This is a genomic window from Halococcus salifodinae DSM 8989 (assembly GCF_000336935.1).
GTDB classification, from domain to species: Archaea; Halobacteriota; Halobacteria; order Halobacteriales; family Halococcaceae; genus Halococcus; species Halococcus salifodinae.
On sequence record NZ_AOME01000054.1, the window covers coordinates 209,485 to 222,644 of the forward strand.

General features: G+C 66.4%; 14 protein-coding genes. 9 read left to right on the forward strand and 5 right to left on the reverse strand.

Going from position 1 to position 13,160, the window contains the following annotated elements:
* Nucleotides 1-127: 127 nt before the first annotated feature.
* A complete protein-coding gene (locus C450_RS10750) occupies nt 128-2,509 on the forward strand; it encodes a penicillin acylase family protein (RefSeq protein WP_005043392.1) in 2,382 nt (793 codons plus the stop codon).
* Nucleotides 2,506-2,844, forward strand: a complete 339-nt coding sequence (locus tag C450_RS10755) for a hypothetical protein (RefSeq protein WP_005043394.1) — start codon at nt 2,506-2,508, stop codon at nt 2,842-2,844. Before C450_RS10750 ends, C450_RS10755 begins: the two co-directional genes overlap by 4 nt.
* Before the next feature lie 6 nt (nt 2,845-2,850).
* Here the strand turns inward: C450_RS10755 and C450_RS10760 are convergent, their stop codons facing one another.
* Nucleotides 2,851-4,263 carry an MFS transporter gene (locus C450_RS10760; RefSeq protein WP_005043396.1) on the reverse strand — a complete coding sequence of 471 codons (1,413 nt, stop codon included), beginning with the start codon at nt 4,261-4,263 and terminating at the stop codon, nt 2,851-2,853.
* Between the two features lie 223 nt (nt 4,264-4,486).
* On the opposite strand from C450_RS10760, the gene C450_RS10765 reads away from it, so the two are divergent.
* Complete coding sequence (locus C450_RS10765) at nt 4,487-4,714, forward strand: hypothetical protein (RefSeq protein WP_005043397.1); 228 nt, start codon at nt 4,487-4,489, stop codon at nt 4,712-4,714.
* Nucleotides 4,715-4,803: 89 nt separating this feature from the next.
* Nucleotides 4,804-5,820: an ornithine cyclodeaminase family protein gene (locus C450_RS10770; RefSeq protein ID WP_005043398.1), complete on the forward strand. Its 1,017-nt coding sequence runs from the start codon at nt 4,804-4,806 to the stop codon at nt 5,818-5,820.
* A 27-nt stretch (nt 5,821-5,847) separates the two neighbouring features.
* On the opposite strand, the gene C450_RS10775 is transcribed toward C450_RS10770, so the two are convergent.
* The gene (locus C450_RS10775; protein WP_005043399.1) at nt 5,848-6,897 is read right to left on the reverse strand and encodes a presenilin family intramembrane aspartyl protease PSH; all 1,050 of its coding nucleotides are present in this window, start codon (nt 6,895-6,897) and stop codon (nt 5,848-5,850) included.
* A 127-nt stretch (nt 6,898-7,024) separates the two neighbouring features.
* Here C450_RS10775 and C450_RS10780 point away from each other — a divergent pair, with 127 nt between their 5' ends.
* Nucleotides 7,025-7,891 (forward strand): YihY/virulence factor BrkB family protein, encoded by an 867-nt coding sequence (locus tag C450_RS10780; RefSeq protein WP_005043400.1) that lies wholly within the window; start codon nt 7,025-7,027, stop codon nt 7,889-7,891.
* A 59-nt stretch (nt 7,892-7,950) separates the two neighbouring features.
* On the opposite strand, the gene C450_RS10785 is transcribed toward C450_RS10780, so the two are convergent.
* Together C450_RS10785 and srp19 are read right to left on the reverse strand one after the other, a co-directional pair.
* Nucleotides 7,951-8,172: an H/ACA ribonucleoprotein complex subunit GAR1 gene (locus tag C450_RS10785; RefSeq protein WP_005043401.1), complete on the reverse strand. Its 222-nt coding sequence runs from the start codon at nt 8,170-8,172 to the stop codon at nt 7,951-7,953.
* The gene (gene srp19 / locus C450_RS10790) at nt 8,169-8,447 is read right to left on the reverse strand and encodes a signal recognition particle subunit SRP19 (protein WP_005043402.1); all 279 of its coding nucleotides are present in this window, start codon (nt 8,445-8,447) and stop codon (nt 8,169-8,171) included. Before srp19 ends, C450_RS10785 begins: the two co-directional genes overlap by 4 nt.
* Before the next feature lie 220 nt (nt 8,448-8,667).
* On the opposite strand from srp19, the gene C450_RS10795 reads away from it, so the two are divergent.
* From C450_RS10795 to C450_RS10805, 3 genes are read left to right on the forward strand one after another with little or no spacing between them, the layout of a single operon-like run.
* Nucleotides 8,668-10,488: a cbb3-type cytochrome c oxidase subunit I gene (locus C450_RS10795; protein WP_005043403.1), complete on the forward strand. Its 1,821-nt coding sequence runs from the start codon at nt 8,668-8,670 to the stop codon at nt 10,486-10,488.
* On the forward strand, nt 10,485-11,078 hold the full coding sequence (locus C450_RS10800) for a FecR/PupR family sigma factor regulator (protein ID WP_005043405.1): 594 nt from the start codon (nt 10,485-10,487) through the stop codon (nt 11,076-11,078). Before C450_RS10795 ends, C450_RS10800 begins: the two co-directional genes overlap by 4 nt.
* Nucleotides 11,071-11,595 (forward strand): hypothetical protein, encoded by a 525-nt coding sequence (locus tag C450_RS10805; protein WP_005043406.1) that lies wholly within the window; start codon nt 11,071-11,073, stop codon nt 11,593-11,595. Before C450_RS10800 ends, C450_RS10805 begins: the two co-directional genes overlap by 8 nt.
* Before the next feature lie 24 nt (nt 11,596-11,619).
* Here the strand turns inward: C450_RS10805 and C450_RS10810 are convergent, their stop codons facing one another.
* The gene (locus C450_RS10810; RefSeq protein WP_005043407.1) at nt 11,620-12,159 is read right to left on the reverse strand and encodes a DUF6789 family protein; all 540 of its coding nucleotides are present in this window, start codon (nt 12,157-12,159) and stop codon (nt 11,620-11,622) included.
* Between the two features lie 113 nt (nt 12,160-12,272).
* Here C450_RS10810 and coxB point away from each other — a divergent pair, with 113 nt between their 5' ends.
* The gene (gene coxB / locus C450_RS10815; protein ID WP_049910076.1) at nt 12,273-13,094 is read left to right on the forward strand and encodes a cytochrome c oxidase subunit II; all 822 of its coding nucleotides are present in this window, start codon (nt 12,273-12,275) and stop codon (nt 13,092-13,094) included.
* Nucleotides 13,095-13,160: the final 66 nt, after the last annotated feature.

A 13,160-nucleotide genomic window follows, 5' to 3' on the forward strand; every position in this document is an offset into this window, starting at 1 on the left:
CTTCGACGCGCTCCCGCGCGCCACCGCAGTCGAAGAGCGACGTTCAACCATTAGCGCCTGAATCAAACCACCGGCCGGTTCATTTCCGTTTTCGCAGGTTTATGGCACACGCCATGTAGTGACACGCATGGACAGCGATCTCACGCGGCGTGCGCTCGTGGGGGCGATCCTCGCGGGCGGCGTCGGGGCGAGCACGTTCTCGCCGGTCAGAGGGTATCTCGAACGGTTCGCGCCGCTCTCGGGATCGGCGTGGGACGCGACCGATCAGCCGGACTCCCGCACGATCGAGAGTCCCTACGGCGCGGCCGAGGTGCGCTACGACGAGTACGGCGTGCCGAACGTCACGGGCGAGAGCGAGGAAGCGCTCTACTACGCGGTCGGCTACGCTCAGGCTCGCGATCGGGCCTTCCAGCTGGATCTCCAGCGCCGACAGATGCGCGGCGAACTGTCGGCAGTCGTCGGCGAGCAGACCCTCGACTCCGACGAGTTCCGCACGAAGATGGATTTCGCGAGCGCAGCGCAGGTAACGTGGGACTCGCTCGCGGACTCCCGGACCGGTGCGCTCACCGAAGCCTACGCGGCGGGCGTCAACGAGATCATGGCGAACGATCCGTCAGCACTCGAATTTTCCTTACTGGAGTACGAGCCCGACCCGTGGACCCCGGTCGACACGATTCTGATGCAAAAGCAGATCGCGTGGACGCTCACAGGGAGCTTCCGGACGCTCCGGACGGCGCTCGTGGCCGACCGGCTCGGTGAGGAGATCGCCGAGGAACTCTACCCATCGCGGCTTGACCACGACTCGCCGATCATCCGCGATGGGGGGACCGACCAGGCGAGCCAGCAGCGGTCGGGTGCGAAGCACGAGTCGTCGACGCACTCCGTCGACCCAGCGCTCGCCGATTGGTTGAGTCAGTTCGAGTCCCCATCGGGGATCGGCTCGAACAGCTGGGTCGTCTCGGGCGAGCACACCGCGAGCGGCGCGCCGATCGTGGCGAACGATCCCCATTTGAGTCTGATGAGTCCTCCAGTATGGTACGAGATGAACCTCAGTCCCCCAGGGACGAACGTTCGCGGCGTGACTTTTCCGGGGGTGCCGTTCGTGGTCATCGGGGAGAACGACGCCGGCGCGTGGGGCTTTACCAACACCGGCGCGGACGTGATCGACTTCTACCGGTACGACACGCGCGAGGGCGAGTACCGATACGAGGGCGAGTGGCGCGAGTTCGAGACCGACCAGCGGACGATCGAGGTCGACGGCGGCGAGGACAGGAACGTTACTGTGAGAAAAACCGTCCACGGCCCGGTGATCGAGCGTGAGGGAGCGCGCGTCGGGGTCGCGTGGACCGGCCACACCGCGGAGTCGACCCCCCAGGCGATCTACGAGTTCAGCCGGAGCGAGGGGGTCGACGACATCGTGGACGCCACGGAGAACTTCGACGTGCCGACCCAGAACCTCGTGTACACCGACCACGACGGCAACACGCTCTACTATGTCACCGGGAAGATCCCGATCCGCACCATCGACGGCGAGGAAGTTTCCGGAGATCGGATCTTCGATGGCTCCGCCGGTGAAGGCGAATGGGAAGGGTTCACGCCGTTCGGCACCTCCTCGTGGGAGGGGTTCGTTCCCTTCGAGGAGAAGCCACACGTGACGAACCCCGACTACCTCGGCACGGCGAACCAGCGAGTGGTGAACGATCCCGAGCATTACATCGCCGAGGCGTACTCCGATCCGTACCGTGGCATTCGGATCTACGACCGGCTCGACCGGCGGGCGCAATCGGACGACCCGATCGACCCCCAGTTCATGAAGGATCTCCAGCATGATACGCTCGATCTGCGCGCCGAGGCGCTCGTGCCGTTGCTCGTCGAGGTGGCGCGCACAGCGGACGACACGACCGAAATCAGACGGTACGTCGACGCGCTCGACGAGTGGGATCACCGGATGGAACGCGACTCGCTCGCGGCGCTGGTGTTCGTGCGGTGGTTCGACGAGTATCGTGAGCGGGTTTTCGGTCCCGTTTTCGACGAGCACGACCTCGACGCGTCGTACTACCCCAACGATTGGGTGCTCCAGCATCTCGGTCCCAACAGCCGGTGGTTCGAGGGACGCTCGCGCGCCGAAGTCATGCTCGACGGGCTCGACGCGGCGATCGAGGACATCGAGAACGCCGAGTACGACACCTACGGCGGGTACAACACCACCGACGCGATGACCCATCCGCTCGGGCTCGCGTTCCTCGGCTATCCCGACCTTCCCACGGACGGCTCGCGCGCGACGGTGAACAACTACGCCGTCGAGAACCCCACGGGGAGCAGCTGGCGGATGGTCTGTTCGATGGACGGCCCGTCGTCGGCCGTGATTCCTGGGGGCAATTCGAGCTCGTACTTCTCTGACCACTACGACGACCAGCTCGAACTGTGGGCCGACACCGAGTACAAGTCAATGAGTCGGGAGCTCCGAGGCGAGTCGACGCTCACCTTCGAACCGGAGGACGAGCAGTGAGCCTCGCAAATCGGTGGCAGGCGTTCCGGTCGGTTGAGGGCTGGCGGTGGGCGACGATGGTCGCCGCCATCGGTGTGGGGCTCGTCGCGGCGTGGTTTCATTGGCTCGGGCTGTTCCTCGGCGGCGCGCTCGTGGGGCTCGCGTCGGCCACGCGTGGCCGTGCGCTACTCGCCGGGTTCGGGTTCGGGGTGCTCGTCGTGTCGATCTTCGTGGTGACGCTGTTCGTCGGCGGCGACCTGACGCAGTACCTCGCGATGGGCCAGATCGTTGCGATCAGCCTCGCCCTCCCACCCGTGGCGGCGGCGTTCGCGGCGCTCTCGCGGTGGTTGGTGTAGCGTCGATCAGGCCGTCGTGAGTGACCCCTCGGTGCGGACGAGCACTGCCACGCCCAGCAGTGCCGCGAGCGCGCCGAACCCGGCGAGCACCGCGAACAACGCTGCCGGCGAGAGCGCGGTCAGGATCGCGCCGGCGATGGTCCCGCCGAGCGCGCCGACGCCGAACACGCCGAGGTAGGTGTAGCCGTAGGAGATTCCACGCGCCTCGGGCGGGCTGAACTCCGCGATCGCGGCCTGGTACAGCGGCTGGACGAAAAACAGGAAAAACCCGAGCGCGGCCCCGACGATCAAGAGCGGAACGATCCCAGCCCGGGCTACCGGCAGGAAGAGGACGGCGAGCACAGCGAGCACGCCGTAGCCGCCGGCGATCCCCGCCGCAGGACGTATGTGATCGGTGAGTCGTCCGCCGACGTACTGGCCGAGCACGCCCACCATCAGCAGGCCGGCGTAGAAGTACCGTTCCGGCTGGAGTTCGGTACCGGCGACCGCCACGGGTTCGAACTCGGGGAACGACGAGAGGATCTCGGGCAGGAAGGTGAGCACGCCGCGGTAGTAGAGCCCGGAGAGCATCGCCACCCCGAAGACGAGGACGAACACGCCCGCGAAGAGTGCTTTCGAGCTGGCGACGAACTCCCCGAACGACCTGACCCCGCCAGTCCGCTCGCGCTCACCGCTGTCGGACTCGCTTCGCTCGGCCGACGAGGATCGAGAAGCTTCGCTTCTCTCACCACTGTCGGATCGCTCCGCGCTCCGACGAGATTCGCGCTCGCTTCGCTCGCGCTCACCGCCGTCAGCAGCCGCGTTCTCGACACCGTCTTCGGTCGCACCGACCGCCGCGGTCTCGTCGATATCGGCCCGGAGGGCGAACAGTCCCGCGATCAGAGCGGGGATTGCGAGCAGGCCGGCTACGGTCCGCCAGCCGAACGCCAGCAGCGCGATCGTGGTGGCAAGCGGCCCGAGCGCGATCCCGAGGTTGCCGGCCATCCCGTGGTAGGCGAACGCGCTCCCACGCTCGTGGACGCCCTTGCTGATCAGCGCGAGCCCCGAGGGATGATAGACGCTCGCCGCCGCGCCCCAGCAGACCAGCGCGAGCGCGATCACGACGACGCCGGGCGCGAGCCCGAGGAGGAGAAAGGAGCCTCCCATCCCGAACAGACAGAGCGCGATCAGGGGCCGCGAGCCGTACGTGTCGGCGAGCACCCCCGCCAGCAGCGCGCCGAGCCCGAACAGCGCGTAGCCCACCGACACCACGACGCCGAGCGTGGCCGCGTTGACCGGGAACGTCGCGGAAAGCACTGAGATGGTGTCGAACTCCACGAGCCAGACCGACACGAGGATCGGGATCGAGAGCTCGTAGGTGTGGACCATCGCGTGCGCACCCATCACGAGGCCGACGATCGCACGGTCGTTCCCGTTCACACCCCTACTGCCCCGACGATCGATTTCAACCCGTCGGTCGGGGCAACTCGTGACCTCACGCTTGCTCTACCCTGTCCCATCGGTGACGATGACGGAACCGATCCCGGAACGCTGCCCTATAACTTATGAAAAACTTCTTTGTAGAACGCGCTGCTCCTACAGAGGACCAACCGCCCACCTATGGAGAACACTTATGTGTCTCACGCCCATACGATGATATACAATGGCTCAGTACTACGATTACGTTCTCGGTCTCATCCCGCTCGCACTCGGCGGTATCACCGCGCTACTCGCCGCTGTCGGCGTCTCGATCACGGTCGCCGTCCCGCTCGCAGCAACTGTCGCGGTCGCGCTGATCGGCCACGGGATGTTCGTCCGGGCCCCGGGTGCCGAGCCGGCTCCCGCACCCGCGCCACGGCCCAACGCCCCTTCGTTCGAGTCCGCCGACTGAAGCGTTCTCTTCTCGTTTTCGTTCTTTTACCGTTCTCTCGTCCATCCGAGCCACCAGCCATAAGCCGTCGCTCCGCCGAAGAACACACAATGACGCCGGCCACTGAACCCGACGAGGCGCTGTTTCTCACGAGCGAGGAGTGTGCGGGGCTTGCGACGCCTGCGGAGTACGTCGCGGCGGTCCGCGAGGGCTACCGCCAGCGGGGCCACGGTGCGCCAGCAGCTCCGCGGACGACGCTCAGAAACGACGATCCGCCGGGGATGCTGACGGGCTACTCCGCCATCCTGCCCGAGACGGGTGCGATGGGCGGGTACACCTACGCCGCCGGGTTCGGCGATCACGACGCCCGGTTCATGCTGCCGCTGTTCGATGCCGACTCGGGCGCGCCGCTCGCGCTGCTCGACGGCGCGAGCCTCAACCCCTTCAAAACCGGGGCGGCGGGTGCGGTGGGGATCGACGCGCTCGCGCGCGAGGACGCGACGACGCTCGCGGTGATCGGCAGCGGCGCGCAGGCCCGCGGTCAGCTCCGGGCGGCGGCCACAGTCAGAGCGTTCGACACCGTGAACGTCTACTCGCCGACTGCCGACCACCGCGAGTCCTTCGCCGCGACGATGAACGAACGCCTCGATCCTGCGGTGGCTGCGGTCGCCTCCAGCGCCGCCGCAGTCGAGGACGCCGACGTGGTCATCACTGCGACGAACAGTTCAGAGCCGGTTTTCGATGGCGACCTCCTCGAAGCCGGCGCGCACGTCACCGCGATGGGCCAGTACCACCCCGAGAGACACGAACTCGATGCGACGACCATCGAGCGCGCGACGTACGTCCCCGACCTCCGCGAGCGCGTCACTCAGGACGCGGGCTCGTTCATCCACGCGGTCGAGGAGGGTGTCGTGACCGAGGACGCGATTCACGCGGAACTCGGCGAGGTGGTCGCTGGCGAGGCTCCGGGCCGGGAGACCGACGAAGAGATCACGGTGTTCGATTCGGGTGGGACGGGCATCGAGACCGTCGCCGCCGCCCACCTGCTCTACGAGACCGCGCGCGAGAAGGGACTCGGCTCCCCGATCGAGTTCGCGCCGGCGAGCCAGGCGCTGACTGGCGAATGATGGAGTGACGACGACCGCCAAAACCGCTCAGACGTACGGCCCGAGACCGAGCGCGCGCACCAGCGGAATCCCGGCTGCGAGCGCGCCGAGCAGGTAGCCACCGACCGCGCCGCCATTGAGAAGTGGAAGACCGGCGTGTGCGCGACCCTTCATGACGAACCAGAGCAGCGCCACCAGCCCGCAGAGCGTCCCGATCATCGCCGTGAGCGCAGGGAGGGTGAGCGCGAACCCGGCGACGAGCGGCGATGCGGGGGCGAACACCGCAGCGCTCGCCACCATCACGCCCGGCATCACCGCGTCGCCGAGCCCGACGAAGAGGGCGTCGCGCTCGTCGAAACCGGGCCGGTCGGCCGCGTCGTCACCGTCGCTGTCGGCATCGGCTGGCTCGTCGGCGGCTGCGTCGTCGCCCCCGTCCGCTTCGACAGCCGGTTGGTCCGGCCCCTCCGAAGTCGAGGGACTGTCGTTGAGAAACGAGTACGAGAGCGTGAGCGGGATCACCAGCACGACCGGGAGTTTGAGATCCATCACGCCGTCGGCGAGCGCGAGCATGTGCTCGGTGCCGTACACCGAGATGGCGTCGTAGACCGCGAGCGCGACGAGGAGCACGATCGCGGGGAGGAGACCGAAACTGATCCCGAAGAGCGCTGCCGCGCCCGCCCCCATCACGATCCCGGCGGCGTCGATGACGTACCACTCCGGATGGACGAGGAGGGCGATCACGAGCAGGCCAGCCGCGGCGAGCGCGAGCGGCGAGGTCGCGATCCCGGCGATCGACCAGCCGAGGGGCGCGGGCAGCAGCACCGAGAAGACGTACAGCGAAACGAACCCGCTTGCGAGGACCACGAACCCCCGGAGCACCCAGTCCGCGCCGACTTTGATCGTTCCGAGCATCGCCGCGGTGGCGACGAGGATCGCACCGATGTAGATCACGCTGTTCGCCGGGTTCGAGGGGTTCTCGACCGCCCGGTAGCCCGCCGATTCGAACGGGCCGACGAGCGCGAGCGCACCCATTTGAACCGCCAGAAAGATCGCGACCGTGGCCGCGCCGGCTACGACGACCCGCCTGCGCTGGTGCATGACTGTGTCTCTGCCGGCGTACCCTTTGGGGTTTCGCTGCTGTCTCGTGGCTACCGAAGCGTGAAAACCGCGACAATACGAAGAGTTAGGGTTTCACACACCGTTCGTTTCCGAGAGGATCGAATCCGTGAACGTCCGCTCGTCCCGGCCGGCGCGGCTCGCTCGGGCGACGATCGCCGAGGTCCGCGAGAACCACCTCACCTTCATGGCGGGCAGCCTCGCGTTCTACGCGTTCGTTTCGCTGGTGCCGCTGTTCGTGCTGGCGTTCGTCGCGGCGTCGGTCGTCGGCGGCGAGGCGTTCGCGACCCGGATCACCGACCTGCTCGAATCGACGCTGACCGAGAGTGCGCGCGATCTCCTTGCGGACGTGCTGACCGACTCGTCGGGACAGACCGGCGCGTCCGCGATCGGGCTCGTGACGCTACTGTGGAGTGGATTAAAGCTGTTCCGCGGGCTCGACATCGCGTTCGACGCGGTCTACGGCGTGCGGCGGCCGAAATCGTTGCTCGCTCAGCTCCGGGACGGCGCGATCGTTCTCCTCGGGGTGGGGCTCGCGGTCGGTGTGATCGTTGTCACCGGCGCGGCGTTCGCGCTCTTTCCCACGATCCCGTACGTCGAGGATTTCCATCCGCTGCTCCTCGTCGTCGGGCTCTCGCTGACCTTTCTGCCGCTGTATTACTTCCTGCCGGACGTCGACGTCTCGATGGTCGAAGTGCTGCCGGGAACGGTGCTCGCCGCGCTCGGCTGGACCGTCACCGAGTTCGCCTTCCAGTTCTACGTCGCCTACGCCGGCCAGTACGCCGCCTACGGCGTGATCGGTGGCGTCCTTCTCGTGCTGATCTGGCTCTACTACAGCGCCCTCGTACTCCTGCTGGGGGCCGTCGTGAACGTCGTTTTCGCTGGTCGCTCCACCCACCTCGGCGACGAGCGTGCGCCGCTCGATGACTCTCGCTCCGCCGACACCACTCCGGACGGCGGGCGGTGGCGGTGGTAAGAGAAGCGAAGCGAAGCGAGCGCGAACGAAGTGAGACAGAATTCGATCGCTCGTCGCCGTTACTCGGCGTAGAGCCGGCTGCCGAGCAGTAGTGTCGGTTCGTTCCGCGGGTCGACCGCGAGATACGGCCGTTCGACCGGGCCGAACACGTCGACCACCCGACCCACCGTCGAGAGCTCTTGATCGCTGAGTTCGGTCCCGATGTCGGGATGTGCCTCGTCGGGACAGCGGACGATCGCGAGTCCCTGGGCGACCCGCACGACCTCACCCGCGCGTTTCATTCCCGGAGGACGGCGACGTACGCCGCGACCGCCTGGAGGAGGTCGGACTTGCCGGCGTCGTCGGCGTTCTCGATCACGACCCGCCCGCGCGGCTCGTACTCGCGCGGGTAGGTCTTCTCGCGTTCGATCACCACGTCGTACCCGACCTGGCCGGCGGCGCGCGCGATCTCGTCGACGGTCGGCTCCGGGACGGCCGCCGATCGGGACACCCGTCGCCCCTCGCTCCGGCTCAACTCCCGATCCAGGTAGGCGGGCCAGATGACGTTCTCGACCATACAGCCGCCTTCTTCGGGCGCGGCGTAACGTCTTCGGTCCGGCGTGCGGCGTGGTGACTCCCGGAAAGCGGTCGGGCCGTCCGCTGATTATTTGTCGATCGCCTCCGATGTCCGTGTATGAACAGTGCCGCGTCCATCGGGAGCCTCGCCGCGGCGATGCTTGCGGTAGCAGGCGAAACAGTCCCGCCCTCGCTCTGCACCACCACCGACGCCATCAACCATGTCTGAGGTGATCGTCGGCGTCGCTGCGGTCGGGCTCGTCCTTGCCGTACTCGCGTGGCGGATCCACGCGAACCGCAAAACAGCGCCGCCCGAGCCGCCACAGCCCGACGGCGGGTATCTCCCCGAAAACCCGACCACCGAGACCGGCGCAGAGACCGAGGCCAAGTCGGCGGGTATCACGCGCTGGTTGACCACTGTGGATCACAAGGACATCGGGATCATGTACATCGTGTTCGGGGCGATCGCGGGGCTGTGGGGAGGCACCGACGCGATGATGATCCGGACTGAACTCCTGACGCCCGCGGCCGACCTCTGGACCGAGGGCACGTACAACGCTCTCTTCACCACTCACGGGCTCACGATGTTGATCCTGTTCGTCACACCCGTGTTCTTCGGGATGGCGAACTACTTCCTGCCCATCCTGATCGGGGCCGACGACCTCTCCTTCCCCCGGCTCAACGCACTGAGCTTCTGGCTCCTCCCGCCGGCGTTGCTCCTCATCCGCGGCGGGCTCGTGGTGAACCTCTTCGCGAAGTTCCTCGGCGTCTGGGTGCCGGTCGATGCGATCGACTTTCTCTTCGAGATCAAACCTCCCGAGATCGGGTGGTACATGTACGCGCCGCTGTCGCTCCAGTCGGGCAACCCACAGGTCGACTTCCTCCTGCTCGGGCTCCATTTGAGTGGGATCTCGACCGTCCTCGCCTCGATCAACTTCATCATCACCGTGTTCGCCGAGCGCGACGAGGAGGTCTCGTGGGCCGATGTCGACCTGTTCACGTGGACGCTGGTCACGACCGCCGGGATCGCGCTGCTCGCGTTCTCGCTGCTCGGGGCCGCGCTCGTGATGCTGTTGCTCGATCGGAACTTCGGGACGACGTTTTTCGCGCTCGAAGGCGGTGGTCCGATCCTCTGGCAGCATATCTTCTGGTTCTGGGGCCACCCGGAGGTGTATATCATCGTTCTTCCGGGGTTCGGGCTGATGAGCACGATACTGCCGAAGTTCGCGGGACGGACGCTGTTCGGCCGGAAGTACGTGATCTACTCGACGTTCGCGATCGGCGTGCTTTCGTTCGGCGTGTGGGCTCACCACATGTTCTCGACCGGGATCGACCCACGGATCAGAGCGAGCTTCATGGCGGTCTCGCTCGCGATCGCGATCCCGAGCGCGATCAAGGAGTTCAACTGGATCACCACGATCTGGAAGGGGCGGGTCAGGCTGACTGCGCCGATGATCTTCTGTATCGGCGGGCTGAGCACGTTCGTGATCGGCGGCATCACGGGCGTGTTCCTCGCTTCCATACCGGTGGATCTGCTGTACCACGACACCTACTACGTCGTGGGTCACTTCCACATGATCCTGATGGGGATCATCCCGTTCATGATGATGGCGGCGAGCTACTACTGGTTCCCGATCCTCACCGAACGGATGTACGACCAGCCGCTCGCCCGCTTCCAGGCCGTGTTGATGGTGGTCGGCGTGATCGTGACCTTCGGCGCGATGTTGATCACCGGCGCGCTTGGACTGCCGCGGCGGTACGCGAGCTACCCCGCGGAGTTCGCGCCGCTGATGGAGATCACGACGATCGGGGCGTACGTCATCGGGATCAGCGTCCTGCTGTGGCTGTGGAACATGCTCAAGTCGTACTTCTGGGGTTCGCGGATCACCGACGCCGACGTCTGGGATCTGAAGGAAGTCGGCCAGTTCACCCGCGAGTGGCAGCACTTCGAGGAACAGCTCCGCGAGCGCTACGCGGCGGATGGCTCCGGTGAGCGCGAGCGTCGTCGGGCCATGCCCGACGGTAGTAGGGGAGACGAATGAACGGCGACGACGAACTGGAGGGCAGCGACGAGCAGGACTTTCGTGAGCATTTCGCGCCGGTCGCACGGAGCATTCGACGAACGGTCACGAGCCGGACGATCCAGGTCTACGCGGTCTCGTTCGTCGGGATCGTGATCCTCTCTGCGAGCATCGGTCCCGCCGTCGTCGGTGCGTACGCCACCGTTCAGGAGGACTACGGGCTGTGTAGCGATCCCGATCTCGAAGTCTCGTCGGCGGACGACACCGCCGAACTCACGGCTGGCAACGACGTTCCCGAGTTCGTCCGCCTCGATTACGACGAGCTATCGACCGCCGAACAGCGTGCCTTCCGGGCGGCGCTCGCCTCCGCGAACGGCGTGAAGCCGATCGAGGGAGATGTCGAGCATCGCTCGGCGTTCCGCGACGGGGCGCTCGTCACCTATCAGGGAGAAAACCACTACGCGGTGATCGGGTCGCGCAACGACTGTGTCACGGACTCGTTCAACCTCCCGCTGTCGATCGCAGGGCTGGTGGTGGGATCGGGACTGGTGATCGCGCCGGGCGTGTGGCGGCTCCGCGGAAACGGGGCCGAGGAGGCCGTCGATGAGTGAGTACGAACTCCACCGGCCGCGGTTTTCGGCCACGACACGGAACAACTGGGAGTTCCCGTCGGAAGCGGGCGTCGACACCGACGATCTCCCGGCGGTCGCCGATCGGTTCCTCCTCTCGAAATCGGGGTTCGACGATCCCGACTCCTTCGACGACCTCGCGCTGCCGGTGGTCACCGAACGGGGCGAGCTCAGCTACAACGCGCTCTGGGCCGCAAAGCGCGGGCCGTACGGTGTCGAGGGGATTCCGGATCTCGACGCCGAGACCAGGGCGGACGCCGAGGCGTTGATCGACGAGATCGGCCACGAGCAGTTCGAGGGGTTCGACGACGTCACGCTGCCCGCTGCCTCGTGGCGGCAGTCCAAGCCAGGGTCCGAGGCGATCACGCCCACGCTCGAATCGACCGACGACAGCGGGGTTTTCGGTGTCGGTCGCGTGACACCGTCCGCGGCGCGTGCTGCCGTCGGTCTCGTCTTTCTCACCGTGGTATCGATCGCCATCGAGTGGTTTCGCGAGTGAGATCTCGCGAGCGCCAGGGCCGCTTCACTGGAACGTCGTTCCGACGAAGGCGACGTCGACGCGGGGATCGGCGTACTCGAAAACCAGCCCGAGCACGAGTCCGTAGAGACACTGGCCGACGAACGTGAGCACGACGAAGAGGAGGAGATCGATGCCGGTCTGGCCCGAATAGAACGCGATCGAAAAGCCGGCCCAGCCGATGGCCGCGAAGGTGATCCCGCTGACCGCCATCCGCCAGCCAGGAAGGTAGTGATGGAGCGCAGCGAACAGAAACGGCCACGTCGTCATCCCGCCGCCGACGAAGATGAGATAGCCAACCAGTGGGTTGCCCTCGCCCACGATCGGGTCGCCGATCCCGGCGAGTCCCGCGAGCTCGCCGAACTGGGCGGGCTCGAACGCGCCGAGGACGATCGCGAGATAGAGAACGACCGAGAACGCGAGCGTGCCGAGACCGCCGGCGATTCCGCCGACCATTCCGCCGACGACGATCCGTCTGAGGTCCGCGAGCGCTGCGGATTCGGGTTGGCCCGTCACCCGTTCGATGAGGGGCCCAGCGTTGACCATACCGCTCGTTCGACCCCCAGGCGCAAAAAGACACCCACCACGGTCGTCCTGCGTTCTCGGTACCGGCAGCCGCTGACAGTAGATACTTGTGCGTGCCCGGCGAGTATCGAACAATGGGACGGAGGCGCGCGAAAGTAGGGGGCGTGCTCGCCGCTGCACTGTTCGTGGTCGCCGTCGAACCGGCCGCGGCCCAGTCGATCAACCGGGCGCTGATCCAGAACCTGAATCGACAGCTGCTGTACGTCGCCGCGCCGATCGCGATCCTGGTCGAGACCATCCTCTTCTATGCGGTCTGGAAACATCGCAACAACCGGGACCCCTCGCCGACCAGAGAGAACCGATCGCTCGAGATCACGTGGACCATCGCGACCGCGATCATCCTGCTGTTCGTCGGGTTCGCGTCGTACAACGTCCTGTTGAGCCCGTACATCTCGCCGACCCTCGGCGACGCCGAGATCCAGACGAACGCCTCCGAACAAGCCCTCCAGGGAGCGGCCGTGCCGGACGATCCGGATGCGGTCGAGGTCGAAGTGGTCGCGTACCGCTGGGGCTGGGAGTTCGTCTATCCCGAGGCGAACGTCACCACCGATAACACTACGGTCGTGCCGGCGAACACCGACATCTACTACCATCTCACCGCTCGTGAGGTGATCCACGCGTTCCACGCACCCGAACTCGGGCTGAAACAGGACGCGATCCCGGGTGAGTACAACACCATCCGGACGAGCGTCGGCGAGACCGGCGAGTACCGGGTCTACTGCTCGGAGTTCTGCGGTGCGGGCCACTCCCGGATGTACGCGAACCTCACGGTCGTGAGCCAGGACCGGTATCAGGATTGGCTCGACGAGCAGCGAGCCGGGAACGCCACCGGATCGACCAACATGACGAATGCTTCGTCGACGAACGGCTCCGCAGCCCGGCGCGCACCGGCCTGAGTCGGAACGACGGTCGGTCTTCCACCATGACGCGATAACGAGGTCCTCGACAACGGCGGGACCATG

Coding starts and splice junctions, on each gene's coding strand:
- C450_RS10750 (WP_005043392.1), top strand. CDS start 128: ATGGACAGCGATCTCACGCGGCGTGCGCTCGTGGGGGCGATCCTCGCG.
- srp19 (WP_005043402.1), bottom strand. CDS start 8,447: ATGGTCGAGAACGTCATCTGGCCCGCCTACCTGGATCGGGAGTTGAGC.
- C450_RS10795 (WP_005043403.1), top strand. CDS start 8,668: ATGTCTGAGGTGATCGTCGGCGTCGCTGCGGTCGGGCTCGTCCTTGCC.
- C450_RS10785 (WP_005043401.1), bottom strand. CDS start 8,172: ATGAAACGCGCGGGTGAGGTCGTGCGGGTCGCCCAGGGACTCGCGATC.
- coxB (WP_049910076.1), top strand. CDS start 12,273: ATGGGACGGAGGCGCGCGAAAGTAGGGGGCGTGCTCGCCGCTGCACTG.
- C450_RS10775 (WP_005043399.1), bottom strand. CDS start 6,897: ATGCACCAGCGCAGGCGGGTCGTCGTAGCCGGCGCGGCCACGGTCGCG.
- C450_RS10770 (WP_005043398.1), top strand. CDS start 4,804: ATGACGCCGGCCACTGAACCCGACGAGGCGCTGTTTCTCACGAGCGAG.
- C450_RS10810 (WP_005043407.1), bottom strand. CDS start 12,159: ATGGTCAACGCTGGGCCCCTCATCGAACGGGTGACGGGCCAACCCGAA.
- C450_RS10765 (WP_005043397.1), top strand. CDS start 4,487: ATGGCTCAGTACTACGATTACGTTCTCGGTCTCATCCCGCTCGCACTC.
- C450_RS10805 (WP_005043406.1), top strand. CDS start 11,071: ATGAGTGAGTACGAACTCCACCGGCCGCGGTTTTCGGCCACGACACGG.
- C450_RS10800 (WP_005043405.1), top strand. CDS start 10,485: ATGAACGGCGACGACGAACTGGAGGGCAGCGACGAGCAGGACTTTCGT.